The sequence below is a fragment of the Acinetobacter sp. IK31 genome, assembly GCF_035615195.1.
In the GTDB taxonomy this organism is placed as follows: domain Bacteria; phylum Pseudomonadota; class Gammaproteobacteria; order Pseudomonadales; family Moraxellaceae; genus Acinetobacter; species Acinetobacter calcoaceticus_C.
The window spans coordinates 480768-507545 of sequence record NZ_JANBOB010000002.1 but is presented as its reverse complement, the minus strand read 5'-3'; the positions used below and the strand labels follow the sequence as shown (position 1 = coordinate 507545).

The window sequence follows — 26778 nt, the reverse complement described above, 5'->3', positions numbered from 1 at the left end:
TCCTCTGATGCATCCTATGCTCAACTCATTTTATTATTTGGAGAATACTATGTCGAAAGCGGCAATCGTATCTCGTGGACTCGTTGTTTCTGCACTTTCTGTTGCACTCGTCGCATGTGTAAATATGCAAGCACCACAGCCGACAGTGACTTCTCATATTCCTCAAAATTTTGCTCAGAATTCTTCAGGAACTACCATTGCGGAGAAAAGTTATAAAGAGTTTATTTCTGATCCTAAATTATTACAGGTCATTGAAATAGGGCTAAATAATAATCGGGATTTACGAACTGCTACGCTTAATATTGAGCGCGTACAGCAACAATATCAAATCACAAAAAATAGTCAGCTCCCGACCATTGGCGTAACGGGAAATGCAGTACGGCAGGTTAGCCCATCTATTAACCCCAATAACCCTATTTCTACATTTCAAGTTGGTTTAGGAATGACTGCCTATGAGCTAGACTTTTGGGGCCATATTCAAAATTTAAAAGATGCTGCATTAAATAACTATCTTGCAACTCAAAGTGCGAAAGAAGCTGTACAAATTGGTTTAATCAGTAACATCACGCAGGTCTGGCTAAATTATGCTTTTGCACAAGCCAATTTAAATCTTGCTGAGCAGACCTTAAAAGCACAAGTCGATGCTTATAATTTAAACAAGAAGCGCTTCGATGTCGGAATTGATAGTGAAGTGCCATTAAAACAAGCTCAAATTTCGGTAGAGACTGCTAGAAACGATGTCGCAACTTATAAGACCCAAATTTTACAGGCAAAAAATCTACTAGATTTATTAGCAGGTTCTCCTATTCCTCAAAACTTACTTCCAAGTGATTCAATTAAAAACATTACTCTTGAGAAAAATTTTGCAGCGGGTTTACCAAGTGATTTGCTAAATCATCGTCCTGATCTTAAAGCTGCGGAATATAGCTTACGAGCGGCAGGGGCAAATATTGGTGCTGCTAAAGCGCGAATGTTCCCAACCATAAGCCTTACTGGTTCTACGGGTTATGCATCAACTGAACTTAAGGATTTATTTAAGTCGGGTAATTTTGCATGGTCAATTGGTCCAAGCGTTGATTTACCCATTTTTGATTGGGGAACAAGAAAGGCGGGTATCAAAATTGCTGAAATAGACCAAAAAGTTGCTTTATCAGAATATGAAAAGTCTATTCAAACAGCCTTTAAAGAAGTTAATGATGCTCTTGCTACACATGCACATATTGAAGAGCGCTTAGATGCTCAGCACCGTTTAGTCTCTGCCACATCTGCAACATATAAACTCTCAGTAGCACGCTATAAAGCTGGGGTTGATAGTTATTTTACGGTTTTAGATGCTCAGCGTTCCGCTTATGCTGCACAACAAGGCTTACTTGCGCTTGAACAAATAAAATTAAATAACCAAATTGAAATTTATAAAGTTTTAGGAGGAGGGCTATCTAAAGACTCATAATATTTGTAATTGATATTTCTAGTTGAAGCTTGTTCCAAGCTCTTAAATCAGCACAAAATGAAAAAAGAGTGTCTTCAACTAGAAAACCAAAAAAAATGAGCTGATGAGATACATATTCCTAATCAGCTCATTTTTTCTATACTTATTTATTACTATAAAATAATATTATCTCGCCTTAGGATGGCTCAAAACTTTTGTTAAAAAATTGATTTGCTCATCTAACAATTTTGCTTGCCATGAGCCGCTGTAAAAATCAAAATGATCAATTGGATATTCTAATAATTCAACTTTACCTTTTGCTAAATTAGCCGATTTGCGAGCAGCCTCAGGTGGGGCAACTTGATCATTCGTACCAACTTGTACCAGTAAAGGGCAATTTATTTGATGGGCGAAATTAATTGGTCGATTTCTTGCTACCTCTAAAGCTGTACGAGCACATACTTCGTTACGCCATGTTGGGCCTGCCATTGATGTATATGAGGTTTCTGCTCCAGGTGTGCTAATCATTGCAGCCGTACCAGGTTTCCCAACGATCGGAATAAGATGCGCTTCTTGACCTAACAGTGAGCGGGCTAAGTCTTTTAAACCGTGAGCCACAGCAACGGTTAACTGTTTAAGTCCGCCATAACGTAAGATTTGTGTAAGTGCGGCTAAGCCATCTGTAGCTGGATTCATAGATATTACAGCAGATATTTTGGAATCTTGAGCTGCCACGACCATCACATGTCCGCCCGAATAAGATGTTCCCCAAAGTACGATACGGTTTCGATCTATATTTGGTAGGCCTCGTACAGCTGCGATTGCTGCATGATAGTCTTCACGTTGATTTTTATAGGAAACATTCTGTCTTGGAAAACCACCAGATTCTCCAAAACTACGATAATCAAATATAAATGTATCAAAACCTGCTTTGCTAAAGGGCTCTGCAAAATGTATTAACCCCGTATCTTTTGTACCACCAAACCCATTTGCCATGATAATGCAGGGTCGGCCTCGGGAGCTCATATATTTATCGGATGTAGCAGGGATGTACCATGCCGAACATGTAATTCCTTTACTGGTAAATTTAATATTTTCCATAATGTTTACCTAATATATGAAAGCCTCTTATTGAGCTTTTACACTTAAATAAGAGACTTTAATTCTGTTTGTAGTATTAAGCTTTGATTTTCAATTCATCCGAATTTGATTTCGGAACAACTGCTAATTTTTTCTTAGGTAACATAGCAGTGAATTGTAATGATTTATCGAACACTGGGCCTTTAAGAAGTCTCTCTAAATCAAACTCATAATCATGTTGAAATTGCCATGATCCTTCAGTTCCAGCCATTGGGAACTGTGCTAAACCACGTTGAACATATCCTGGACTCAAATCAACAAAAGGAACACGTTTCATATCTTTATTAATAATAACTGGAGTGAATGTTCCGTACTTATTCTCATCCATATAGTCAAGTAGACGACAGAAATGCTGCCAGACCATATCAACTTTTAATGTCCATGCGATGTTGGTATAACCAAATGCAAAGGCGAAATTAGGTATATCCGACAGCATCATGGACTTATAAATGGTGGTATCTGGATAATTAATTTTTTTACCATCAACAGTGAGTTGAATCTTGCTAAATGCCAGCATATTCAAACCAGTTGCAGTAATAATAATATCTGCTTCAAGTATTTTTCCTGACTTCAGTAATATTCCATCTTTAGTAAAACGATCAATATGATCTGTCACAACGGATGCTTTGCCAGAAGAAATTGCTTTAAACATATCTCCATCTGGCACAACACATAAACGCTCATCCCATGGATTGTATTTTGGAGAGAAATGAGTTGAGACATCAAAATCTTTAGGCAATCTGCGTTTTACATCTGCCATGAGTAGGCGACGCATCACATCTGGAAAACGGCGACTTAATTTATACATTCCTCGACTGAGCGCAATATTTTTCTTTCGAATAATTTCGTAGGCGCGTTGAGGCGAGAGAACTTTATTTAAAGCGAGTGCAATAGGGTCGACACTTGGCATAGCGATCACGTAGCTAGGTGATCTCTGAAGCATGGTGATATGTCCGACTTCTTTAGCCATAGCTGGGATTAAGGTTACCGCTGTAGCGCCACTACCGATTACGACAACTTTTTTACCTGAATAGTCTAGATTTTCTGGCCAGTGTTGAGGATGAACGATTTGACCTTTGAAATCCTCACTTCCCTGAAACTCGGGCGAATAGCCATTATTATAATCATAGTAACCTGTGCCCATAAGTAGGAAGCGCGAACGTAAGGTTACCAAATCTTTTTGATCTTTTTGTTTGACTGTAACAGTCCAAATGCCTTCACTTGATGAGAATTCTGCACTCGTTACATAGCTATTAAATTGAATATGTTGGTCAATACCATTTTCAGTAAGGGTTTCTTGCAAATAATCACAAATCATTTGCGCGCTACCAAAAGTCCTTTTTTCGGTCCAAGGCTTAAAACCAAATGCAAAAGACTGCATATCTGAATCAGAGCGGATCCCTGGATAGCGAAATAGGCTCCAAGTACCACCGATTTTTTCTCGACCTTCAAGAATTAAGAAGGTCGAATTAGGACGATATTTCTTTAAATGATATGCTGCGCTAATGCCAGCAATCCCTGCACCAATAATGAGAACTTCTGCATCTAAAGGCTGAGTAAAACCAGTGTTCTTGTTCATAATATTCACCCTGCTAATTTTTGAGCCATTGCGTGTGTTATGTTCGCAGCAGCTTCAATACCTGACTCTAAAGCACCCTCAATCCCACCCATGGTCATAGTTGCAATATCACCACCAGCAAAATGAATATTTCCATGAGGTTTGCGTATGAGAGGAGCAGCACCTGTTAAATTACCTGGGCGATGATGTACCCAAGTTCCTTGCGCGAAAGGATCGGTGGCCCAGTTATGTGATGCGACTTCAAGTACTTCAATGTCTAGACTAAACATCTGTAAAGCTTTTTGAACAGCTTCAATATCATTCACATCAATAGTTGATTCATCAGAAATGAAACATACTAAAAGTGAATCATCTCCATATTCATATTCAACACGAACGGTATTAATTGGGTTTTGCCCAACAGGTGCGAATGCAACAAAAGGTTCGATTTTTCCACGTACACGTGCCCATAATTTAGCGGTACGCATTGGATGTTTTGCATCAATCATGTCCTGAACAGGTTTATTAACCTCAGGTGTAATTTTGATGTCAGATAAAACATTTAAGGGAACAGCAACCAGAGCTTTTTTTGTCACAATCTTTTCACCCGATTGCGTAGTAATTACAACTTGATTACCTTGATCCTCAATCGCTGCAACTGGCGTAGCAAGTCGTAATTCAGCACCTGAATCATTGTAAATCGCTCTTACCAGTTTTTGTGTGCCGCCTGCAATTGGCCAAGAACCTGCAACTTCAAAGAAGGCTCCCCAATTTCCAAAATATGTAGCTGCCCAGAATAAGATTTGAGCGACACCTTGTTCATCCCAAGAATAAACGAGAGTCGATAACAATCCATCTAAAACGTCACGTTCATAAGTTGATAAATTTAAGGCATCAAGACGATCTCTTAATGTTTGTTTTTCAAGCTCACTGGTATCGATAGCATTTACATCATATGGAAGAGGGAACCATTGACGAGCATCATTAAAGAAAAGTGTCAGTAATGGTTCAGCAACAGCTGCATATTCAGCTTGAGTACCTGTGTGTAATTTACCGTCAGCAAACCAAACCGTTTTATCAACTTCTGTAGGAGGATTTAAACCAATGCCGTAGCGTTGTAGTTCTCTCCAAATATAAGGTTGAGTCCAGTGTGCGTAACCACCACCAAATTCAACTTGTCGGCCAAATGCTTCACCCGTAAAAGTTCGCCCACCAATACGGTCACGTGCTTCTAATAATACAACCGTATGACCGGCATTACTTAAATCACGCGCTGCAACGACACCTGCACACCCAGCCCCAATCACGGCTATATCGTAATCATATTTGTTCATAGTAAACTCTCCACGATTTCAGCACGCGGAGTACCTACACGTTCAAGTGCGGTATAGAAAGCTTCTGGTTCAGCCCAATCTTCTGGGGCAAAAGTCCCGCTACGCTTACCAGTTTCATCAAGAGCTAACACCATAAATGCAGCACAAGCTGTACCTGTAATCGATGCCATATCTTTAAATAAATATGGATCTTGTTTTGCTGTACCCGTACGTCGAATTGCGACAGCAGGTCTACCATTTTTTGTTCCAGATACTCTTGCTAATAACCCGCCTTTATATTGATAAGTTTGCCCAACAGCAGATTTTGTAAGAAACTCAACCATTGCAGCGAATGTAGATTCTTTACGTTTAACTTGGCCCATCATGCCACTGATAGCAGCTTTCCATCCTTTAACCGATCCAAGTCTGTTGTTAAGTAAATCTTCTAGAAAGTCGACGCCTTCTTTAACGGTCATTTCACCACTGTGAACAGCTAAGCCAACACCTCGACCTAATCCATTAAATGGTGCCGGATCAAGACCGCCCAAACAGCGGATACGTTGAGCATTTGGATATTTACGCGGTAAAGTGACTGGCTCTGGATGAGCAGTTTCATATAAAAGGGTATCACTATTACCGCCAAGTGGTGCGTATCCAACTTCGACGAAGGTTTCATGATTTACACGTTTTCCACCTTCCCAAGTCAAACAATCTCCTGCAGTAATATGAAGAAAATGTTCAAGTACGGCACGACCAATCCCAGGACGTTCATCACCTACAAGCCAGCAACAATCAATATTTTCAACGGTATCTAACTGATTTGCTGCATCAACAACTAATACATTTGCCATGCCTGGTGAAGCACCACAACCTACATAGATTGGAATACCAGCTGCTTTCGCTTTTTCATGAAGAGTAAGTGCATGTTCAGTACTTTCAACGTCATCATCAAAATCTAAATAGGGAACTTTTGCTTCTAGACATGCTTCAATAACAGGCGCTGAGGTTCGAATATATGGACCAGCTCCGAGTACGACTAAAGCCGCACCATTAACGACAGCTTGTAGCTTTTCCTTGTCATACAAATCTAAATGTTGTGTAGTTGCCAGACCTTTAGGAAGTTTTTCAATAAGATTTGAAAGCAATTCAGGACGAATGTCACATAGTACAAGTTCCCAATCACCTTCTGCCTTAGCAAAACGTTCGATCGCTAATCGACACATTTCACCCGCTGCACCAATAAATACAATACGACGACTCATTTGAATTCTCCTTAGAATCGGCAACCCATGCCGATTACAACTTTATTTATTTCCATAGTTCCAAAATTCCCTGGAACGATCGTTCATGACGTTTCACTTAGATCAAAATTAGATCGAAGAGAGACGCTGTGAATTATTTTTAAAACAATAATTACACTCTGTCAATGACGTTGTGTAATTATTGTTTTAAAGAAAAAAATATTGTTAGTACTTCTTTGCTTAACGAGTGCAATTAAATTAAGAATAATTTTTATGTTAATAATTTAGATAAATCAGATGGTTATGATTTATTTTTGAAATTGTTTTTAAGCACTAAATATAAATATTTACTAAGGGCGAAATTCAATAAATATGATGATTTCAATGAATTAACTTGTTTGCTCAAGATTGATTGTTCTACACTTACGTTGTGTCAACGAAGATAACGATATTTATGACTACACAAAGAAGACGACCCAAACACGATCCGAAAGAGTCGGAGCGAGAAATTTTAAATGCTGCTGAAAAATTTTTAAGTGAACATCCTTTTCGTGAACTGAATGTTGATGAGGTTATGAAACTTACTGGGCTTAAGCGTCCAGCCTTTTATGTTCATTTTCGTGATAAATACGATTTAGCATTACGCGTTGTAGAGGACATTAGTCAGGAGTTATTTACATTAGCCAATCATTGGTTAAAGGGAAATAATTTTCCTGAAGATTCTCTTCAAGCATTAGAAGGAATCGTCAATGTTTATCAGAAACATGGTGCTGTTTTAAGAGCTTTATCAGATGCTGCGGTAGCGGATGCGAGAGTTGAGCAAATTTATCGAACTTTGATACAGGATTTTATAACTGCCACAGCTCGACACATATATGAAGAACAGGAGGTTGGCCGTATCACTAGAGATATGAATGTTGAAGAAACCGCACGGGCACTTGTATGGTTAGAAGAACGGTATTTATCCGAAGCATTCGGTCGCTCAACCCAATCAGATCCAAAAGTTGTTGTTCAGGTGTTGCATAACATTTGGCTTTCTACACTTTATGGAACTTATTAAAATTTAAATATACGATAAATTTTGAATGTTTAAAGGGATTTTTCATTCATTATTTAATTCATGTAAAGACTTATATACTTGATATTAAAAATATAATATTTTTTCACTATCAATTTTTCTAATCTCTTTTTTTTGAAAATAATCAAAGCTAAGCATAATTTGTTCTATTAATTACACCATGTCATTGACACTATGTAATTAATAGAACAATATATATCCAGCTCTAGTGTTTTTACGTAATGCTAAAGAACAAATTACATTTTCTCAGGGAAGAGATTATGTGAGGGGTTTGCAATGAATCTCTATCTTTTCGAAAGATGGAAAATTGAAGTGTTGCGTATGTGAGCTAAGCAAAATCGAATATCAAAGGAAGGAGCATTAGATGAATAATATTCCACATGCAAATAAGTCATTCTGGTTAGCCCACTCAGGCGAATACATTCCATCACTACCTCTTAAAGGTAGCATTGATGTAGATGTGGTGATTATTGGAGGAGGGTTTACTGGATTATCTACCGCCTATCATATAAAAAAAGCCGATTCTGCTGCATCAGTGGCTGTTCTTGAAGGCGAATGTGTGGCATTTGGTGCCTCAGGCCGTACTTCTGGTTGGGTTGTGCCAGTTCCAGTACTTGATCCCACTACTGCAAAAGTACTTTATGGCAAAGAAAGATTAACAGAGCTTCAAAATTTCGCATGGAATGGTCTGGACTATGTACAGGACCTCATCAAACGCGAAAATATGGATAGCGATTTTGAATTACCCGGTGTGACATTTACGACACTTCGCGGCCATGAAAAAAGATTAGAGCAATTTACTCAATATTGGCACGATCAACCTCGCTCAAAAGACAGTGTCTATATGGATCGAGCTACAGTAAGCCAAGCCCTCAATAGCGATGCATTTTCTGGTGGATGCCGAATGCCACACTCTGGGCAAGTCAATCCTGTAAAGCATTCTCGAGAACTCAAACGAATAGCTGAAGCTGCGGGCGCACAAATTTTTGAGCAAACGCCAGTGCTGGATATAGAAGATAAGGAAAAGTTCTTTATTCTCAAAACCCCAGAGGGTGAGGTTAGAGCTAAACATATTGTATTGGGAACAAATGGTTTTACCCATTTATTGCAACCAGAATTGGGTCTTAAACGCGCACAACTTCCAATGTTTGTATATCAGTTAATTACTGAACCCTTAACTGATGAAGATTGGAAAGCGCTTGGATGGAAACAGGGGCAGTTTTATGACAAAACAACCTATTGTCCTCCAACCTGTAGAACGACTGTAGATGGAAGATTGCAATTTAACTTATGTGATATCTATGTGGGTGAAGGTCGCTCAATGGATGAAGCTCAGAAAATGCAATTTTATGATGCAGCTGAGCGAATGTATAAAAAGATATTTCCTGCATTTCAGAAATTAAAAATTGCTCAACGTTGGAGTGGAGCTTGTTCTATTCCTTTTAACGTAAGGTCCCAAGTGGGCACACTCCATAATGGTCGTATTTCTTATGCCTATGGGTACAGTGGTGCGGGTGTCATGATGTCGCAAAATTATGGCCGAATTTTAGCTGATCTTGCATTGCAGCGTAAAACAGAGCTTACCGAGCATTGGTTTGTTGCTAATGGAGAAAAAGGACATGCCAAATTTAAACGTTTCCCATTAATTCCAGGTCTCATTGCTGCTCTACGTACTTATTTTGAATATGAAAGAGTATCAGCACTTTCTAGGAGAAGACGTCTTGGACTCGATTAAACAATATGATGATGGACACGTATTTACAGCGTGGGTTGCATTAATTGGTACAGTAATGGCAGCCACCTGTTTACTTTGTTTCCTTGCAGTCACAGGTTTTGATTTGCACCAAATATTTAAACCTGAATTTGCATTAACGCTGTCAGCAACGGATCAAGCACTTTTCAGAACTTCAATGATTTCTGATTGTTTTGGATTTTATCTTCCTTTTCTAGCTGTGGGCGTATATCTGTGGCGAAAGTTGCGCTCTTCAGGAGGGTTGTTGTCCGATATCGCTATTTTATTCCTTGTCATTTCAACCATGTTAGGCATAGCTGGGGCTGTTTTACAGGCCTCTGTGTTAGGACCACTTGCTGAAACATATATGTCGGGAAATGAAATGGCTAAACAGGCAGCGGGCACTGTATGGGCCACCATTTCGCAAGGCTCTCAAAATGGTTTATGGCCAATGGAAGGGCCAACAATAGGTTTTTGGGCAATAGTCAATGGACTACTTCTGAGAAAAAACAAATCCGCATTAGGTTTCCCATTAGTTTTGGTTGGGTTGGGATATTTGGGATTTGCTGCGCTTCTTTTCTCAGGCTTTCCTAAAGCGGCCTTACTCCTTGAGCTGTTCTTATTGCCAGTACAAGTGCTTTGGTTAGGGCTTTTTGGGATGAGTTTACTACGAAAATAGATGTAAAAAGTTTTAGAGCCATATTGTGAAATATGGCTCTAAAAATAAAAAAATATTCTAAGGATTTTGGGAATAATAACGAAAAAGGATATAGATATGAATGAGATACTAACTAAAAAGACAAATCCGATTGTATTAAGCATGCTTGGTGTATTTGTTAGCAATATCAGTCATGCTTCGGCACTTGAACAATCGGGCCAATCTATCTTGCCATTTCTTGAAAATGGGAATTATGCAGAAGCAAATTTTTTTGCAGTTGATTCATCTGTTTCTGGCATAGTCAACGATAGAGCCGATCTTGTACGAGATAATCAAAGTCGTGATACCGGCGATATTGCAGAAAGTACGCAATTTTATACAGCCGCTCTAAAGTTACAACTCACAGATCGTTTAAGATTTGGTGTGCTATACGATCAGCCTTTTAGTGCTGATATCAAATATCCAGCACGTTCTAATAACAGTTACTTTGATAATGATGTTAGTCATGAAGGTACATTCGTAAAAGCTGATACTCAAAATTTAAGTATGATCCTTGGTTACTCGCCCGTTGAGCATTTTCAGATTTATGGTGGACCAGTTTATCAAACAGTAAAGGCTAACCTAGGTCTTAGAGGCAATGCCTATACTCAGGCTTTTAATGGCTATAATGCTAAGTTTAAGGAAGAAGGTGAAGTAGGTTGGTTGCTAGGAGGGAGTTATCAATTACCCGATCTTGCATTAAAAGCAGCGGTAACCTATCGGTCCAAAATCAAATATAAATTTCAAGTAGATGAAGATATTTATGGTCAACCATTACACCTTGTTGAAAATGAGAAAACCAAATTAGAGACTCCTGCATCATTAAATATTGATTTTCAAACAGGTATTTCTGAACAATCTCTTGTTTATATGAATTTAAGATGGGTTAATTGGAAGGAGTTTGAAACTCGTCCTCCACAATATGGAGCTCTATCTGAAATTATAATGAAAGAAGCTACTGGGGGTGAATATACCCAAGGTTTTAAGCTCGATTCTTATCAAAAAGATCAATATAGTGCAACATTGGGAATTGCGCGGCAATTTACAGAAAAATGGGCTGCTTCAACAGATGTAAGTTGGGATTCAGGCACAGGAGATCCTGCATCAACTATGGGACCAATAAAAGGCTCATGGTCGCTTGGTTTAGGTATTCAATTTAATCCAGCTAAGAACTATTTTATAGCGGGTGGTGTGAAATACTATTGGTTAGGAGATACTAAAACTGAAGATGGAACTTATTACTTGCCAATAGAAGGAATCAAGTCCTTCGCGGAACAGGCAGATTTTAAAGATAATCATGCAATCGCGTATGGTTTGAAATTTGGATATCGGTTTTAAATTTAAATGGGGTAGTTGATTTTAACTACTCCATTTATTAGTTTTAATATTAAAATTAATAATATTAAAGTGTATTTATAAAATATTTCAGATTATTATTTTTAGTATCTCTATCTTATTATCTAAATTCATTTTAAGAAGTCATTCTATATTGAATATTTCTACTATAAATTACATTTATATCAAAACATTAGTTAAATTCATTTAAATTAAGTGCCGAGATGGACTATAGTTTTAAATTATAGAACAGGTGTGAACTATTTTTTAATTTCTTACATAGATTTTAAGTTTTGGTTTTAAACCTTATGTGTTTATAAAGGAATATTAGGCTATGGGTCTGGAAGACAAATTTCGAGAAATTGGTGGGTGGGAAGAAAAGCCGAAGAACATTCAAGCAGAGCTTAGAGGTGATATTTCTGCCGATGTCGTAATTATTGGGGCTGGCTTAGCAGGATTATGTGCTGCTTTAGAACTTGTTAAAGATGGTTCCAAGGTTGTTGTACTGGAAAAAGAATTTGCAGGTTTTGGAGCAAGTGGACGTAACGCAGGGTATTTAGGAGGAGCCTTAGGCTTAAAATATGAACTTTTTTTAAAGAAGTTAGGAAATAAATCGGCAAAGAATGTTGTTAATTTTTATGAAGAAGGTGTTAACTTCGCCGAAAAAATGTTTCAAGAATATAATATTCAATGTGACTATAACCAGTCTGGCCTAATTAGAGCAGGGATACACCCATCTCAAGAAAAGCAAATCCATGAAGAAATTAGAATTGCCGCAGAATTAGGGTGTTCACTTGAGTTTTGGAACAATTCTAAAATGCGCGCTAAAGGTATTCCTTCAGCCTTTTTATTTGGTAGCTATATTCCTAGAGGAGGAACGCTTAACCCCGGTAAATATATTTTAGGGTTGAGGGAAGCAGCCATACAAGCTGGTGTAAAGCTATATGAAAATACACCTCTAATTTCTTTTACAGAGGGGGCCGTTATTAATGTTAAGACTCCTAATGGAAGCGTAAATGCTCCAAATTTAATATTTGCGAGTAATGCGTTTACCCCTAAAATGGGTGTGCTCGCTAGCACAATAGTGCCTTTGCGCGTATCAGCGATAGAAACAGGACCTCTTTCTCAAGCACAATTAGATGCACTCGGATGGCAAGGCCGTGAAGGCATAACTACATCTCACCATATTATGGAAAGTCATCGTTTGACTGCAAGAAATACGTTGGTCTGTACAACTAAGCAATTACGTTATATCTATGGATCAAATACACCCAATAAGCCGGATTATGTTCACTATAGAGCTTTAAAAAATGCTTTAAATGAACGTTTTCCATTCTTAAAAGATATTTCCATTAAAAGTTGTTGGAGCGGTTATATTAGCTATGCGAATGATTCGATTCCAGTCGTAGGAACTTTGGGTTCTAGCAGTAATATTTATTATGCGACAGGCTGTTCTGGACATGGGTTAGGTACGCAAGGAATGGTTGGGCATATGATTGCTCAAAAGATCCAAAAGAAAGACGAAAATCCGCTACTTTCTTTTTTGATATCTCATAAAAGTCCATCAACACTACCAGAACCATTTCGTTGGTGTGTATTAAACAGCGCATTGTATGCAGCAAGTAGACTTGATGAAAAAGTTAATCAAAAAGTCAAAGGTCTATAAATAGAATTATATTTTAGTAAGGTTTAAAACATGGTTTTTAACCTTACTTTTTAAATCAAATCTGCTTATTTATTCAGGATAAGTTTATAACTAATTTAAATTTTTCTTATTAAACATTCTTGTACTGTACTGCATACTAATTTTTCATTTTGCCAGATTTTTCCATAGTTTAGACTTCTTGCTTCAGAGCTGACAGTCGTATTTAAGTCATAAAGAGACCATTCATCAATTTCAAAATGATGATGAAAATAAATGGCATGGTCTAGGCTTGTAGCCTTAATACCTTTTGTTAAATAGCTAAAGCCATTTTTTAGTAATGAAACGGATAGCAAGTTATAATCTGAGTAATAGGCAGTAATGGCTTGAGATAAAATAATTGAGTCTTTTTTAGTTGGTAATTTACTATATGTTTTGAAATATTCCGCATAGGAAGAAGACTTTGTTGAATTAAGAGGATTAAAGAATTTAACCGGCTTAATTTCAATTTGAAAAGGATTTAAAAATTCAGATCTAAAGTGCTCAGGGATTTTTTCTACAATTGCATGTTTATGATCGATCTCTGATTGTAGTAGTTCAGGAGATTGATAGTTTGGAGGTGAAGTTTGAAACTCTGGTCCTTGCTCAGGATGTGCAAAAGAAATCAAAGCTGTAAAAATTAATTGTCCATTTTGTAGAGCTTTTACTTCTCTTCGGCTAAATGTAGAGCCATCTTGTAACTTTATGACTTGATATAAAATCGGTGCATCAGTTACCCCAGCTTTAAGAAAGTAGGCATGAAGTGAATGCGCTGGACGATTAGTTGTTTTTGCTGCTGCAACTAAAGATTGACCTAAAAGTTGGCCACCAAATAAGTGAGAACCAAATATCTGCGTACAATTTGCCTGAAAGAGCAAACTATCAATTTGTTTCACATCTAATAGAGTAATTAATTCCTGAGTAAGATTATCCATTATTTTTGCTCTATTATTTTACAGATAAAGAGGCATATTTATGAAATATATGCCTCTCCATATACCTATTAACTTATTATCTCAGTTCTTTACGTAAAATTTTGCCAACATTAGATTTGGGTAATTCACCTAAAAACTCTATATATTTTGGTTGCTTATAACCTGTTAGTTTATCTGAGATAAATTCAAAAATTTCATTTTCGGTTAAGTTAATATCTTTTTTTACAATGAATAATTTTGGTACTTCACCGCTTTTTTCATCTATAACTCCTATGGCAGCTGCTTCTAGAACTTTTGGATGTCTACTAACGACTTCTTCAATTTCATTTGGATAAACATTAAAACCTGATACCAGAATCATATCTTTTTTACGATCGACGATTTTAACGAAACCAGCTGAATCCATTACCCCAATATCACCGGTACGGAAGTATCCATCGTGTGTCATCACTTGGGCTGTTTCTTCAGGACGATTCCAATAGCCTTTCATGACTTGAGGGCCTCTAACTGCAATTTCACCTTCTTGGTTTAATGGAACTTCCTGTCCATTATCATCAATAATCGCAATTTCGGTGGAAGGCAGTGGAATACCAATTTTTCCAGTAAAAACCTTAATATTTGGAGGATTAACAGAAACTACAGGAGAAGTTTCAGATAAGCCATAACCTTCAAGTAACGGTTTCTTGGTTAACTCATACCAAGCTTCCGCTGTTGTAGGTAATGTTGCCATTCCACCACTCGTTGCTAATTTTATATGACTAAAATCAACTTTATGAATATCTTCATGATTCACTAATGCATTTGTAAGCGTATTGACTGAAGGGAATAGCACAGGAGGGTGCTTAACCATTTCATTTATTAGGCTTGGGGTATCTCTTGGGTTTAAAATTAAGACACACGCAAATCCAACATATTGAGACACCATGGAAAGCTGAAATGCAAAAATATGGTAAAGGGGTAAAGCACAAATCATATTTTGCTGTTCTTGTTTTCCACCTAACAAGATAGGCCCAAAAATAGCGTTATTCTGTAATAGATTTGCCACCAGATTGAGATGAGTCAATTCAGCGCCTTTGGAAACCCCCGTTGTACCACCTGTGTACTGTAAAACAGCTGTGTCATTTAAAGTGAGTTCAGGTTTAGTGTACGCTGATAAAGGAGATGCTAAAGCCGAACTAAATAAGATGAACTCATCATTGTTCGTTTGTGCAAATGGTTCAACTAAAGATTCATTTATACTTGTTACGATTAAATGTTTAACCGCAGTGTTAGAAGCAATTTGCTGAAAAACATTTTTCAAACTATCAAGAACAATAATAGCTTCAGCACCTGAGTCTTTTAATTGATGCTCGAGCTCTCTTGGCGTATATAAAGGGTTTACATTTACTAAAATTAATCCTGCTCGAAGAATACCCATCACTGAAATAGGGTACTGCAAAATGTTTGGTAGCATTACAGCAACACGAGAACCTTTTTTTAGTCCAAGTGATTGTAAAAAACCAGCAAACTTCAAAGATAAGTGATCAACTTGTTTATAGCTTAATTTTTCATCTCTAAAAATGTAGGCAGTTTTATCCGTAAATGCTTTGCTGTTTCGTTCAAAAATATCAATCATTGAGCTACTAATTGGAGGCAAGCTGATCTCATCAGGGATACCAGCTTCAATATATGTTTTTTGCCAAACTTTACTCATTTTTAATTTCCGTCTTCCATGAAATTAAATGAGCTTAATGCTTTTTATAGAATGAATAAAATGAATAAGATAGATATTAAATTATGCATCAAACGAATCGTTTTAGGGTGCAATAATTACTTCTTCTCACTCAAACTTGCTTGTAAGTTATTCATCACTTCAAGTAATTGAGTCTTACACCATGAAGTTTCTTGCTCGTTTGTTTTTTCTTCATCCCAATATAAATTCATTTCATATCCTTCAATGTTCACAGGAAGAGGATGGATTTTAATCTCAGGATGATTTTTTTTAAGATACAGTGCTTGGCAATAGGAAATGGTAAGCAAATAGTTTGATTGCGTAAGCATACTTATCGCTGTTTGGTACTGTTGGCATCTGAGTTTAATTGATCTTTTTAATCCTTGCTTTGACAATATAAAGTCTTCAAAGACCCTTCCTGTAGGTCGAGCTGAAACTGTAATATGTTCCGTTTTTAAATAATTTTCTATATTTAAGCCTAATTTTAGGATGGGATGTTTTTCATGGCACATAATAACAAATTTATCTTTCATACAAGTTTGTTGAGCAATGCCTTCTTCAATTGAATGAGTAACATCGATTGCAAAATCAATTCTTCCGGATGCAAGTTCTTGACGTAAATTTTTACGATCAATACGTACACTATTTATTTTTAATTCATCATTAAAGTTTGAAAAATGTTGAATGATTAGAGGAAGTAAGATGGGTTCAAACTCATCATTCATTGCAATCGTGATTTTCGTTAAGTCCCTTTCTGGTTGAAAATCTAATGTACTTTGAATAGCCTCATTTAGTAAAGCAAGGGATTGTTCAATGTTTGGCCAAATACGTTTTGCAACTTGAGAAGGCATTACCCCATGTCCATCTCTAATAAACAAAGGATCATTGAAGTGATCACGTAATCTAGCAAGCGCATGACTTACAGCAGGTTGGCTAAGAAATAGCTGTTCGCTAGCACGTGTTAAGTTTTTCTCTTTATAAATTGTTGCGAAGACTCGAAATAAATTTAGATCAATTCGAGCTAGCGATGCTACTTTTTCATTATCTTTGTGCATGATTTACTATAAAATTAATTCATTTTATTCATTATACAAACTTATGTACGCTTGGCAAATACCAAGAAACAGAGTTAAAGATAATGGATTTTGAACTTAGCGCAAAAGGTAAGGCGTACTTAGAAAAAACTAAACAATTTATGGAAAATGAAATTGTTCCAATTGAAGATGACTTCTGGAAAGAGGTACATCGGACTTGTGATCCGGAAGATTGGACAACGTGGAAATGGCCTAAAGCTTTACAAACTTTAAAAGCAAAAGCAAAAGCAGTTGGTTTATGGAATATGTTTTTACCAGATGAAAAGCTTGGGGCTGGATTGAGTATTCAAGAATATGCACATATTGCAGAACAAACTGGACGTAGCTTTTTAGCACCAATGGTTTTCAATTGTAGCGCGCCAGATACAGGAAATATGGAAGTTCTGTGGCGTTACGGTAGTGAGGCACAAAAAAAGCAATGGTTAGAACCTTTATTAAATGGTGATATCCGCTCTGTATTTTGTATGACTGAGCCAGAGGTTGCTTCAAGTGATGCAACCAATATGCAAGCTACAGCTATTGTGGATGGCAATGAAATTGTTTTAAACGGTCGTAAATGGTGGTCATCAGGTTTAGGTGATCCAAATGCGAAACTTTTAATTTTCATGGCTCACACTCCTGATTCACAAAAAGGAAGACATGAACAGCACTCTATGGTTCTTGTACCTATCAATACACCAGGGGTAAAAATTGAAAGAATGTTACCGATTTTTGGTGATATCGATGCGCCCCATGGTCATGGAGAAGTAAGTTTCACAAATGTTCGTGTGCCCATTGAGAATTTTATTGGTGGTCCGGGTGAAGGATTTGCAATTGCTCAAGGACGTTTAGGGCCAGGACGAATTCATCATTGCATGCGATGTGTAGGCGCGGCAGAACGCGCTCTAGAGTTAATGATTGATCGAGGCATGAGTCGAATTGCATTTGGTCAACCCATCTTAGAGTTAGGTGGAAATAAAGAGAAAGTAGCGGATGCACGAATTGCTATTGCTCAAGCACGCTTAATGACTCTTTATGCTGCATGGAAAATGGATACTGTTGGGAATACAGCAGCCATGACAGAAATCTCTGCCATTAAAGTCATTGCACCAAATGTCATGCAGCAAGTCATGGATATGGCAATTCAGATGTATGGTGGAATGGGCGTAGCCAACGATACACCTTTAGCACGCTTCTTTGGTGCTGCCCGTACTTTACGATTGGCTGATGGTCCTGATGAAGTACACAAGCGAGTAATTACAAAAATCGAGCTTAAAAAACGTGGTTATGGCCGCACGACTCAGCCATTAAAAGGAAAAATCGCGTAATGAGTATCATTGATGTGGGAGGAGCTGTCCGCCGAGGTGAGGAACTGGATATTAAAGCGGTTGACCAGTGGTTGAAGGAACAGGGAATTGTTCTAAATGGTACGCCGCAAGTTACCCAGTACTCAGGTGGGGCTTCAAATTGGACATATCGTATTCGTTACGATAATCGAGATTTAATTTTACGGCGCCCTCCAGCTGGAACGAAGGCAAAATCTGCACATGATATGAATCGTGAATATAAAGTTCAGAAAGCGCTTAAGCCTTTATACCCGTTAGTTCCAGATATGGTTGCGTTATGTACTGATGAGAGTGTTATTGGTTGTGATTTTTATGTCATGGATCGGATTGAAGGTGTGATTCCTCGAGCTGACTTGCCAGAAGATTTAAATTTCACACCTAAAAAAGTTAATCAGTTGTGCATGAACACGATTGATGCCTTAATCGCACTTCATAAGGTGCCTTATCAAGGCACAGATTTAGAAGATTTAGGTAAAGGTGATGGCTATTGTCGTAGACAGGTCGAAGGCTGGATTAAGCGTTATGAAAAAGCGAAAACACCAGATGTACCGAGTTTTGAAGCTATACGAACGTGGCTACTAAACCATATACCTCAAGATGTTAAAACATGTGTGATTCATAATGACTGGCGGTTTGATAACGTCATTTTAGATCCTGAAGATCCGACTCGTCTCATTGGCGTATTGGATTGGGAAATGGCAACCTTAGGAGATCCATTAATGGATTTAGGGTGTGCACTCGCATATTGGATACAAGAAGATGATAGCGTTTTGTTGAAATCGACAAGACGCCAACCAACACATTTAAAAGGAATGTTTAGTCGCAAGGAAGTCGTTAAATATTATTTGCAGAAAACAGGTCTACAGACAGATAACTGGAACTTTTATGAGGTTTTTGGATTATTCCGTTTAGCAGCGATTGTTCAGCAAATTTATTATCGCTATTACCACAAGGAAACACAGAACCCGGCTTTTAAAGATTTTGGAGTTTTTGTGGAAGCTATGTTTGCGCGTTGTTTACAACTGACTTGGCAGGCTAAGTGAAAATAAGGAGATAAAATGGCTTTGATTACTTTCGTAAGGCATGGACAGGCGTCGTGGGGAACTGCTAATTATGACCAACTCTCTGTAAAAGGTGCCGAACAAGCTAGAGTTTTAGGTAAAGTTTTTGATGATCAGGCTAAATCTTTCGACAGTGCGTGGAGAGGAGAAATGGTGAGGCATCAAGAAACAGCCCAACATTGTTTGGCAGAAATGCATTCATCTCTCATTGCTATACCGCATGAAGGATTAAATGAGTTTGATCATGAACAAGTTTTATTAAATTTGGATAAGAAAAAATATCCAACTAAAGCTGAAATTCTAGAAGTAATTAAAAGCTCATCTCATCCTACAAAAACCATGGGAGTCATGTTTGGTGAGGCTGTAAGCCGCTGGCAAAGTGGCGAATATGATGCTGACTATAGTGAAACATGGAAAGAGTTTCAGAATAGATGTGTCAATGCCTTTACAGATATTGTGAATAGTTCAAAAGGAAAAAATGTTGTTGTTTTCAGTTCAGGTGGCGTGATTTCCGTAATTATACAATCTCTGTTGGGATTAACTGATAAAGCTACTTTTGAAATGAATTGGTCAATGGTGAATTGCGGTATCACACAAATTCTAAGTGACAGTAAACGCCATAGTATTTTAAGTCTAAACGAGCACCAGCATTTCCGTGAATATGGTGTAAATTTATTAACTTGGCATTAATTTACTTAACTGAAATATAAAGGTTTATGTTTTCTAAGAATAGAAAATTTTATTAGGACACATAAAAGAAAAGGGAAATAGGAGTATAAAAGCATGGCTACGAATCTTTTTGATTTAACAGGAAAAATAGCGCTGGTGACTGGAGCTAGTCGAGGCATTGGTGAAGAAATTGCTAAGTTATTAGCAGAACAAGGTGCTTATGTCATCGTTTCAAGCCGAAAAATTGAAGACTGTAAAACTGTTGCAGAAGAAATTATTGCCTTGGGTGGAAAGGCTGAAGCCTTTGCATGTCATGTTGGAAAAATGGAAGACATAACTTCTATTTTTGAACATATTCGTAATAAACATGGCCGCTTAGATATTCTTGTAAATAATGCAGCAGCAAATCCATATTTTGGTCATGTTTTAGACACAGATTTAGCAGCCTACAACAAAACGGTAGAAGTGAATATTCGTGGTTATTTCTTCATGTCTATTGAGGCAGGGAAATTGATGAAGTCACAAGGTGGCGGTGCAATTGTAAATACTGCATCAGTAAATGGTTTACAGCCCGGCGATAAGCAAGGCATCTATTCAATTACGAAAGCTGCTGTCATCAATATGACCAAAACTTTTGCAAAAGAATGTGGCCCGTTTGGTATCAGAGTGAATGCTTTGGTTCCTGGTTTTACTAAGACCAAATTTGCAAGTGCATTGTTCAGTGACCCTGAATTATATGAGAAATTAATGGCTGAAATTCCGTTACGCCGTCATGCTGAACCACGTGAAATGGCGGGAACAGTTTTATATCTCGTTTCAGATGCCTCTAGCTATACCAATGGCGAATGTATTGTCGTTGATGGTGGATTAACGATTTAAAACGACGAGTAACTATATTTTTAATACATATAGTTACTACTCATAGCTTAGGTAGCAAGGCTAAAGTGTCTTGATATTCCTGATAATTATATTAATGGATTAAAAAATGATTGATTTAAAAAATCGAGTGGCAATTGTGACGGGTGCTGGTGCAGGTTTAGGAAGAGAACATGCTTTGTTATTAGCTCGTCTCGGTGCAAAAGTAGTAGTGAACGATTTAGGAAGTGATGTCAATGGAAATGGCGGATCAACAAATGCGGCTCAGTCAGTTGTTGATGAAATTGTAAGTGCCGGTGGAGAAGCATTTGCAAACGGCGCATCAGTTACTGACGCTGCTCAAGTAGACGCAATGGTAAAAGAAACGATTGAGCGCTGGGGACGAGTAGATATTTTAATTAATAATGCCGGAATTCTACGTGATAAAACCTTTACCAAAATGTCTTTAGATGATTTCCGTACGGTGGTAGAAGTGCATTTAATGGGCGCCGTGAATTGTACTAAAGCGGTATGGGACATTATGCGTGAGCAAAAGTATGGCCGTATTGTAATGACAACTTCTTCATCAGGCTTATATGGAAATTTTGGTCAGTCTAATTATAGTGCTGCAAAAATGGCATTAGTGGGTTTAATGCAAACTTTGTCACTTGAAGGTGAGAAACACAATGTACGGGTCAATTGTCTTGCCCCAACCGCTGCAACACGTATGTTAGAGGGTTTATTACCTGAAGCATCTCTAAAAGCGCTTGCTCCGAGTGCGGTAAGTCCTGCGGTTGCAGTACTTGCTAGTGAAGATGCGCCAACTCGAATGATTTTATGTGCAGGTGCAGGAAGCTTTGAAGCAGCGCATATCACGATGACACAAGGCATTCATATCGGAACTGGTGACGACACATGCCATACATTGGCCACAAAACTATCAGAAGTTTCTGATCGTAACGGTGAATTTATTCCTGCAACGGGTTTTGCTCAAGGGAACCTCGAATTGAACAAAGCTGGCTTACAAGTGGGAGAATAAAATGGTTGATGTCCTAACACATAAAACTCCACTTTCAATTGCACAGCTTTTTGATTTACAAGGTCAAATGATTGGTGTTTCTGATTGGATTACGATTGATCAGGCTTCTATTAATGCCTTTGCCGATGTGACTCGAGATTGGCAATACATTCATGTAGATGAGCAAGCTGCAAGTCAAAGTCCATTTGGCGGCACGATTGCCCATGGATTTCTGACATTATCTTTGTTATCTGCTATGGCGGCAGATGCGATGCCTCCCATTAAAGAATTAACGAGTTCCATAAACTATGGCATGAATAGCGTACGCTTTCTTAATCCTGTACATAGTGGAAAACGAGTACGAGGGCATTTTTTATTAAAAGCGCTTACAGAAAAAGCTGTCGGACGTTATCAAATGACGCTTGAAGTGACTATTGAAATCGAAGATGAAACGAAACCAGCCCTTGTTGCTGAATGGCTCTCACTTCTAAATTTATAGTAGGTATATATCATGACAGATGAACTTATTCTCTCTCGTAATGATCTAGATTTTTTGTTATTTGATTGGTTGAATATTGAATCGCTAAATCAGCGCCCACATTTTTCTGGTCAGGATCGTTTTGACTATACGTCAGTTTTAAATGTTTATGAAAGTTTAGCTAAAGATCTATTTGCTCCTCATAATAAGAAGAATGATAGTAATGAGCCTTCTTTTGATGGTGAGAAAGTCACAGTAAATCCTGAAGTGGGAGTTGCTTTGCGTGCTTTTTCTGATGCTGGGTTAATGAGTGCTGCATTTCCTCCTGAATGGAACGGAATGAGCCTGCCTAGTACGGTTGAGCGAGCAGGGATGGCATATCTTTTAGCTGCAAATACGGGCACGGCGGGTTATGCATTTTTAACAATTGCAAATGCGAACCTTTTGATCGCTCATGGGGAACAGGACAAAGTTTCTCCTTATGTAAATGCAATGGCTGAAGGAAATTGTTTTGGAACAATGTGTTTATCTGAACCTCAAGCAGGTTCTAGTCTAGCTGATATCCGTACACGTGCAGTCCCGACGGGTGATGGTAGATATCGCTTATTCGGTAATAAAATGTGGATCTCTGGCGGGGATCACGATATATCCGAAAATATATTACATTTGGTTTTAGCTAAAATACCAAATGAAAACGGTCAAATACCATCAGGAGTACAAGGAATTTCATTATTTGCAGTTCCACGTAAAGTACTGGATGAAAATGGCAAACCGAGTGAACGTAATGATGTTGTGCTCGCTGGTATCAACCATAAGATGGGTAATCGGGGCACAGTAAATTGTGTATTAAACTTTGGAGAAGGCCGTTTTAAACCTGAGGGCGAAGCGGGAGCATTAGGCGAGATAATTGGTGAACCTGGGAAGGGCTTAGCCTACATGTTTCATATGATGAATGAAGCACGCATCTCGGTGGGTTTGACGGCAGCTGCGTTAGGGTATACAGGGTATTTACATGCTCTTGATTACGCTAAAACCCGATTGCAGAGTCGTCCACGAGCTGACCGTAATGTAAACTCACCTCAAGTTCCAATTATTCAGCATGCCGATGTTCGTCGAATGTTATTAGCGCAAAAATCATATGCTTCAGGCGCTTTAGCTTTATGTTTATATGCAGCACGTCTTGTAGATGATATCCATTCTGTTGAAGACGAGAGAGAACGCCAGAATATTAATGCATTACTAGACTTATTAACGCCTGTGGTAAAAAGTTGGTCTTCTCAGTGGGGGCTTGTAGCAAACGATTTAGCCATTCAGGTTCATGGCGGATACGGTTATACCCGTGAATATAATGTAGAACAGTTCTATAGAGATAATCGACTTAACCCAATTCATGAAGGAACCTTTGGGATTCAGGCTCTAGATTTATTGGGTCGAAAAACTCGAATAAATGATGGGCTATCTGTAAAGCTGTTGGATGAGAAGATTTCTGAAACAATTAAGCAAGCTCTACTAATAGATAAATTACAGAGCCATGCGAATAAATTGGATCAGGCATGGAAAGAAATTCTTCGAGTGACTAAAAGTTTGCACAGTCTAGAAGATTTAGAAGTGCAATTAGCCAATGCCGCAAACTACTTAGAGGCATTTGGTCATTTAGTTGTAGGTTGGTTATGGTTAGATCAAGCCATAACAATTCATAAAACTATCGAGACATCATCAAACAGCGATTTCTTAAATGGAAAACTCGCAGCTTGTGATTACTTTTTTGGCTGGGAAATGCCAAAAATATCCAGTTGGTTGGCAGTGCTGGATCCAGTGGAAACAACTCCTCTGAATATGCCTGAGCAATGGTTTTAGGGATGCATTGACCTTTTAGCTATATATAAGTGATGTGTTTTTTGAGAATACAATATGACTTCTAATCGAAGCCCATTCTAGATAATGAAGTCATAATTGATCCCATAAATCTTCCTATTTCTAATTAATCTTGGAGTTCGTAAACCTATAAGTTTCGTCATAAAACGAGGCAATGGATTTGCTTTGCCTAAAGTTTATAAAAGACCTATATGTTTAGAACTACTGATGTGCGGCTAAATATCATCACTCCCTAATTCCATTGCAATATTTTTATTTATTTCATTTTTACAAGTACAAGGAAGACCCATGATTGATGCAGTAATTGTTTCAACAGCTCGTACACCGATTGGTAAAGCATATCGAGGCGCTTTTAATGCGACTCATTCGCCTACAATGTTAGGACATGCCATTAAACATGCGGTGGAACGAGCAGGTATTGAACCAGATCGTATTGAAGATGCTGTTATTGGTTCTGTTTTAAATGCTGGCACTGCTGGGAATAACGTCGCAAGACATGGTTTGTTCGCGGCTGGATTGCCAGCAGTAATTGGTGCTCAGACCATCGATCGTCAATGCGCATCTGGTTTAATGGCGATCGCTACGGCGGCAAAACAGATTATGTATGATGGCATGCAAACTGTAATTGCGGGTGGTCAAGAAAACATTTCTGCTGTGCAAAATCGATACATGGAGTGGGTTAAAGCAGAAATGGATCCTAATGTTTTAGCTGCCCATCCAACAGCGTATATGCCAATGCTAGAAACAGCAGAATTTGTATCACGAAAATATGGAATTTCCAGAGAACTTCAAGATCAATATTCATTAGAGTCTCAACTGAGAACAGCACGAGCACAAGCCGCTGGAATTTTTAATAATGAAATTGTACCCATTACCACTCAGATGGTGGTGACTGATAAAGCTACAGGAGTAGCCTCACTTAAAGAGATAACTTTGAGTCAAGATGAAGGAAATCGTCCGAGCACAACATTGGAATCATTAAGTAGTTTGGCTCCTGTGATTGAAGGTGGTGTAATCACTGCCGGCAATGCGAGTCAATTATCGGATGGTGCAAGTGCATGTGTCGTCATGAACGGAAAACTAGTAGAACAATTGGGTATTGAACCTTTAGGTATTTATCGTGGGATGACGGTCGTTGGAAATGCACCTGAAGAAATGGGTATTGGACCAGTCTATGCGATTCCAAAATTGCTTAAACAACATAGTCTTTCAGTAGATGATATTGGATTATGGGAACTCAATGAGGCATTTGCGTGCCAAGTTTTATATTGTCGTGATCATTTAGGAATTGATCCAAACAAATACAATGTGAATGGTGGAAGTATTTCAATAGGCCATCCATATGGGATGACAGGATCTCGACTGGTTGGACACGCATTGCTTGAAGGTAAACGACGTGGTGTGAAATATGTCGTAGTTTCAATGTGTATTGGTGGTGGTATGGGCGCTGCGGGATTATTTGAAATCGCCTGATGTCCAAAGAATAAAAAAGCAGTCTATTTTGACTGCTTTTTTATAAAACAATTTTATTAAATAGTCATTTCTACAGGAGTATGTAGCCCACCAGCTAGTGCTTGAATGCCATGGATCGCATGGATAAAACGGGCTGCTGTTCCCGGGTAAGGATCAACAGGACGGGTAGTATCAATTTTAATTTGAGAACCATCTCCACCGATAACAGTAATGGTTAAAGAGGATTTGAAACCATGGTAATTTGCTGGAAGACCTTTCCATCCTAACTTTATTCGCTCTTTACCCTCAGAAACAACACTGGCAGTTTCATCAAAACCAATACGATCACCTACATTAACCGGAATACCAATTACTTCTGTTGCGATGTCCGATATTACAAAACCTCCACTACGTTCAGGCATAACATCTAACCCTAATACTTCAGCAATCATTAACGCAGATTCTTGCAGTATGCCCCCAATAGGTCCAACCGAATCTGGTTCAGGTGGATGACCTACACCGATCTCATTTGCTAATACACCATACCCCCACGTGGTTATATCTGCGCATGATTCTCCAATTACAGAAACAGGAGCGGGTAAGGCACTCGTAAATAGAGCAGGAACAACATCTAACCAGAATCCCGGTAACATACCTGTTCCAACAATACGAGATCCGGTCACTAAAGCTTTATCTTGTATTTGTCTATATAACTCTGGAGAGAGTCTGAGTTTAGGATGAGCAAAGCATGCGTGGATTAAATCAACTCCAGCATTCGCACATAAAATCATAGTTTTATATAATGTCTCGCCACCTAAGCCTGCATAAAGCAAAACATTAAATTCTTTAGAATTAATTGAACTTTCAAGATCAAGCGTTGCTTTAATACCTAATGGCTTACCGCCAGTTAATGTGCCTATATCTTCACCATCTTGTTCTTTTAAAAAAGCAATTGCAGCCGTAAGACTATGCGGGCTATTTTCTAAGGCTTTGATAATTTGAGAGGCTGCTTTACCTGTGCCATAAATACCTATCCGTTTTGCTTGTATCATAAGAAATCCTCTTAATTTCAGTGTTTAAACAGTAAAATTAAATTCTGAA

At 38.1% G+C, this 26778-nt stretch carries 22 protein-coding genes; 14 read left to right on the top strand and 8 right to left on the bottom strand.

Annotation, left to right across the window (positions count from 1 at the left end; all coding sequences use genetic code 11):
• The first annotated feature begins 49 nt into the window (after positions 1-49).
• Positions 50-1450, top strand: a complete 1401-nt coding sequence (adeC, locus tag MSG66_RS03220) for a multidrug efflux RND transporter AdeABC outer membrane channel subunit AdeC (protein ID WP_324652213.1) — start codon at positions 50-52, stop codon at positions 1448-1450.
• Positions 1451-1615: 165 nt separating this feature from the next.
• Here adeC and MSG66_RS03215 read toward each other — a convergent pair whose 3' ends face one another.
• The 4 genes from MSG66_RS03215 to MSG66_RS03200 all read right to left on the bottom strand — a co-directional run bounded on the left by MSG66_RS03215 (position 1616) and on the right by MSG66_RS03200 (position 6702).
• On the bottom strand, positions 1616-2530 hold the full coding sequence (locus tag MSG66_RS03215) for an alpha/beta hydrolase (RefSeq protein WP_324652211.1): 915 nt from the start codon (positions 2528-2530) through the stop codon (positions 1616-1618).
• A gap of 76 nt (positions 2531-2606) precedes the next feature.
• Positions 2607-4148, bottom strand: a complete 1542-nt coding sequence (locus tag MSG66_RS03210; RefSeq protein ID WP_324652209.1) for an NAD(P)/FAD-dependent oxidoreductase — start codon at positions 4146-4148, stop codon at positions 2607-2609.
• Positions 4149-4153: 5 nt separating this feature from the next.
• Complete coding sequence (locus MSG66_RS03205; RefSeq protein WP_324652207.1) at positions 4154-5461, bottom strand: NAD(P)/FAD-dependent oxidoreductase; 1308 nt, start codon at positions 5459-5461, stop codon at positions 4154-4156.
• Positions 5458-6702, bottom strand: coding sequence for a saccharopine dehydrogenase family protein (locus tag MSG66_RS03200; RefSeq protein ID WP_324652205.1), 1245 nt, complete (start codon positions 6700-6702; stop codon positions 5458-5460). Before MSG66_RS03200 ends, MSG66_RS03205 begins: the two co-directional genes overlap by 4 nt.
• Before the next feature lie 433 nt (positions 6703-7135).
• Between MSG66_RS03200 and MSG66_RS03195 the strand changes: the two genes are divergently transcribed.
• The 5 genes from MSG66_RS03195 to MSG66_RS03175 all read left to right on the top strand — a co-directional run bounded on the left by MSG66_RS03195 (position 7136) and on the right by MSG66_RS03175 (position 13189).
• On the top strand, positions 7136-7741 hold the full coding sequence (locus MSG66_RS03195) for a TetR/AcrR family transcriptional regulator (protein ID WP_263031796.1): 606 nt from the start codon (positions 7136-7138) through the stop codon (positions 7739-7741).
• A gap of 382 nt (positions 7742-8123) precedes the next feature.
• Positions 8124-9494: an FAD-binding oxidoreductase gene (locus MSG66_RS03190; RefSeq protein ID WP_324652201.1), complete on the top strand. Its 1371-nt coding sequence runs from the start codon at positions 8124-8126 to the stop codon at positions 9492-9494.
• Positions 9481-10170: a DUF4386 domain-containing protein gene (locus tag MSG66_RS03185; protein WP_324652199.1), complete on the top strand. Its 690-nt coding sequence runs from the start codon at positions 9481-9483 to the stop codon at positions 10168-10170. Before MSG66_RS03190 ends, MSG66_RS03185 begins: the two co-directional genes overlap by 14 nt.
• Before the next feature lie 96 nt (positions 10171-10266).
• Entirely contained in the window at positions 10267-11526 is a 1260-nt protein-coding gene (locus MSG66_RS03180; RefSeq protein WP_324652197.1) for an OmpP1/FadL family transporter, read from the top strand.
• 331 nt (positions 11527-11857) lie between these two features.
• Positions 11858-13189, top strand: coding sequence for an FAD-binding oxidoreductase (locus MSG66_RS03175; protein WP_324652195.1), 1332 nt, complete (start codon positions 11858-11860; stop codon positions 13187-13189).
• A 95-nt stretch (positions 13190-13284) separates the two neighbouring features.
• Here the strand turns inward: MSG66_RS03175 and MSG66_RS03170 are convergent, their stop codons facing one another.
• The 3 genes from MSG66_RS03170 to MSG66_RS03160 all read right to left on the bottom strand — a co-directional run bounded on the left by MSG66_RS03170 (position 13285) and on the right by MSG66_RS03160 (position 16905).
• Positions 13285-14139 carry an acyl-CoA thioesterase gene (locus tag MSG66_RS03170; RefSeq protein ID WP_324652193.1) on the bottom strand — a complete coding sequence of 285 codons (855 nt, stop codon included), beginning with the start codon at positions 14137-14139 and terminating at the stop codon, positions 13285-13287.
• Positions 14140-14215: 76 nt separating this feature from the next.
• Positions 14216-15832, bottom strand: a complete 1617-nt coding sequence (locus tag MSG66_RS03165) for an AMP-binding protein (RefSeq protein WP_324652191.1) — start codon at positions 15830-15832, stop codon at positions 14216-14218.
• Positions 15833-15948: 116 nt separating this feature from the next.
• Complete coding sequence (locus MSG66_RS03160) at positions 15949-16905, bottom strand: LysR family transcriptional regulator (RefSeq protein ID WP_324652189.1); 957 nt, start codon at positions 16903-16905, stop codon at positions 15949-15951.
• A gap of 83 nt (positions 16906-16988) precedes the next feature.
• Here MSG66_RS03160 and MSG66_RS03155 point away from each other — a divergent pair, with 83 nt between their 5' ends.
• The 8 genes from MSG66_RS03155 (at position 16989) to MSG66_RS03120 (ending at position 25698) form a co-directional block, all read left to right on the top strand.
• Positions 16989-18251: an acyl-CoA dehydrogenase family protein gene (locus tag MSG66_RS03155; protein ID WP_324652187.1), complete on the top strand. Its 1263-nt coding sequence runs from the start codon at positions 16989-16991 to the stop codon at positions 18249-18251.
• On the top strand, positions 18251-19312 hold the full coding sequence (locus tag MSG66_RS03150; protein WP_324652186.1) for a phosphotransferase family protein: 1062 nt from the start codon (positions 18251-18253) through the stop codon (positions 19310-19312). The genes MSG66_RS03155 and MSG66_RS03150 overlap by 1 nt, the downstream gene beginning before the upstream one ends.
• 15 nt (positions 19313-19327) lie before the next feature.
• Entirely contained in the window at positions 19328-20020 is a 693-nt protein-coding gene (locus MSG66_RS03145; protein ID WP_324652184.1) for a histidine phosphatase family protein, read from the top strand.
• Between the two features lie 93 nt (positions 20021-20113).
• Positions 20114-20878: an SDR family oxidoreductase gene (locus MSG66_RS03140; RefSeq protein ID WP_324652182.1), complete on the top strand. Its 765-nt coding sequence runs from the start codon at positions 20114-20116 to the stop codon at positions 20876-20878.
• A 106-nt stretch (positions 20879-20984) separates the two neighbouring features.
• On the top strand, positions 20985-21893 hold the full coding sequence (locus MSG66_RS03135; protein ID WP_324652180.1) for an SDR family NAD(P)-dependent oxidoreductase: 909 nt from the start codon (positions 20985-20987) through the stop codon (positions 21891-21893).
• Position 21894: 1 nt separating this feature from the next.
• On the top strand, positions 21895-22371 hold the full coding sequence (locus MSG66_RS03130; RefSeq protein ID WP_324652178.1) for a MaoC family dehydratase: 477 nt from the start codon (positions 21895-21897) through the stop codon (positions 22369-22371).
• 12 nt (positions 22372-22383) lie between these two features.
• Complete coding sequence (locus MSG66_RS03125; protein WP_324652176.1) at positions 22384-24207, top strand: acyl-CoA dehydrogenase; 1824 nt, start codon at positions 22384-22386, stop codon at positions 24205-24207.
• A 306-nt stretch (positions 24208-24513) separates the two neighbouring features.
• Complete coding sequence (locus tag MSG66_RS03120; RefSeq protein WP_324652174.1) at positions 24514-25698, top strand: acetyl-CoA C-acyltransferase; 1185 nt, start codon at positions 24514-24516, stop codon at positions 25696-25698.
• Positions 25699-25754: 56 nt separating this feature from the next.
• On the opposite strand, the gene MSG66_RS03115 is transcribed toward MSG66_RS03120, so the two are convergent.
• On the bottom strand, positions 25755-26729 hold the full coding sequence (locus MSG66_RS03115) for a hypothetical protein (protein ID WP_324652172.1): 975 nt from the start codon (positions 26727-26729) through the stop codon (positions 25755-25757).
• Positions 26730-26778: the final 49 nt, after the last annotated feature.

Excerpts from the sequence above, each read along its gene's own strand:
- MSG66_RS03210 (WP_324652209.1), bottom strand. The coding sequence starts at position 4,148 with ATGAACAAGAACACTGGTTTTACTCAGCCTTTAGATGCAGAAGTTCTC.
- MSG66_RS03175 (WP_324652195.1), top strand. The coding sequence starts at position 11,858 with ATGGGTCTGGAAGACAAATTTCGAGAAATTGGTGGGTGGGAAGAAAAG.
- MSG66_RS03130 (WP_324652178.1), top strand. The coding sequence starts at position 21,895 with ATGGTTGATGTCCTAACACATAAAACTCCACTTTCAATTGCACAGCTT.
- MSG66_RS03155 (WP_324652187.1), top strand. The coding sequence starts at position 16,989 with ATGGATTTTGAACTTAGCGCAAAAGGTAAGGCGTACTTAGAAAAAACT.
- MSG66_RS03215 (WP_324652211.1), bottom strand. The coding sequence starts at position 2,530 with ATGGAAAATATTAAATTTACCAGTAAAGGAATTACATGTTCGGCATGG.
- MSG66_RS03200 (WP_324652205.1), bottom strand. The coding sequence starts at position 6,702 with ATGAGTCGTCGTATTGTATTTATTGGTGCAGCGGGTGAAATGTGTCGA.
- MSG66_RS03150 (WP_324652186.1), top strand. The coding sequence starts at position 18,251 with ATGAGTATCATTGATGTGGGAGGAGCTGTCCGCCGAGGTGAGGAACTG.
- MSG66_RS03165 (WP_324652191.1), bottom strand. The coding sequence starts at position 15,832 with ATGAGTAAAGTTTGGCAAAAAACATATATTGAAGCTGGTATCCCTGAT.
- MSG66_RS03140 (WP_324652182.1), top strand. The coding sequence starts at position 20,114 with ATGGCTACGAATCTTTTTGATTTAACAGGAAAAATAGCGCTGGTGACT.
- MSG66_RS03145 (WP_324652184.1), top strand. The coding sequence starts at position 19,328 with ATGGCTTTGATTACTTTCGTAAGGCATGGACAGGCGTCGTGGGGAACT.
- MSG66_RS03195 (WP_263031796.1), top strand. The coding sequence starts at position 7,136 with ATGACTACACAAAGAAGACGACCCAAACACGATCCGAAAGAGTCGGAG.
- MSG66_RS03170 (WP_324652193.1), bottom strand. The coding sequence starts at position 14,139 with ATGGATAATCTTACTCAGGAATTAATTACTCTATTAGATGTGAAACAA.
- MSG66_RS03180 (WP_324652197.1), top strand. The coding sequence starts at position 10,267 with ATGAATGAGATACTAACTAAAAAGACAAATCCGATTGTATTAAGCATG.
- MSG66_RS03205 (WP_324652207.1), bottom strand. The coding sequence starts at position 5,461 with ATGAACAAATATGATTACGATATAGCCGTGATTGGGGCTGGGTGTGCA.
- adeC (WP_324652213.1), top strand. The coding sequence starts at position 50 with ATGTCGAAAGCGGCAATCGTATCTCGTGGACTCGTTGTTTCTGCACTT.
- MSG66_RS03160 (WP_324652189.1), bottom strand. The coding sequence starts at position 16,905 with ATGCACAAAGATAATGAAAAAGTAGCATCGCTAGCTCGAATTGATCTA.
- MSG66_RS03135 (WP_324652180.1), top strand. The coding sequence starts at position 20,985 with ATGATTGATTTAAAAAATCGAGTGGCAATTGTGACGGGTGCTGGTGCA.
- MSG66_RS03115 (WP_324652172.1), bottom strand. The coding sequence starts at position 26,729 with ATGATACAAGCAAAACGGATAGGTATTTATGGCACAGGTAAAGCAGCC.
- MSG66_RS03190 (WP_324652201.1), top strand. The coding sequence starts at position 8,124 with ATGAATAATATTCCACATGCAAATAAGTCATTCTGGTTAGCCCACTCA.
- MSG66_RS03120 (WP_324652174.1), top strand. The coding sequence starts at position 24,514 with ATGATTGATGCAGTAATTGTTTCAACAGCTCGTACACCGATTGGTAAA.
- MSG66_RS03125 (WP_324652176.1), top strand. The coding sequence starts at position 22,384 with ATGACAGATGAACTTATTCTCTCTCGTAATGATCTAGATTTTTTGTTA.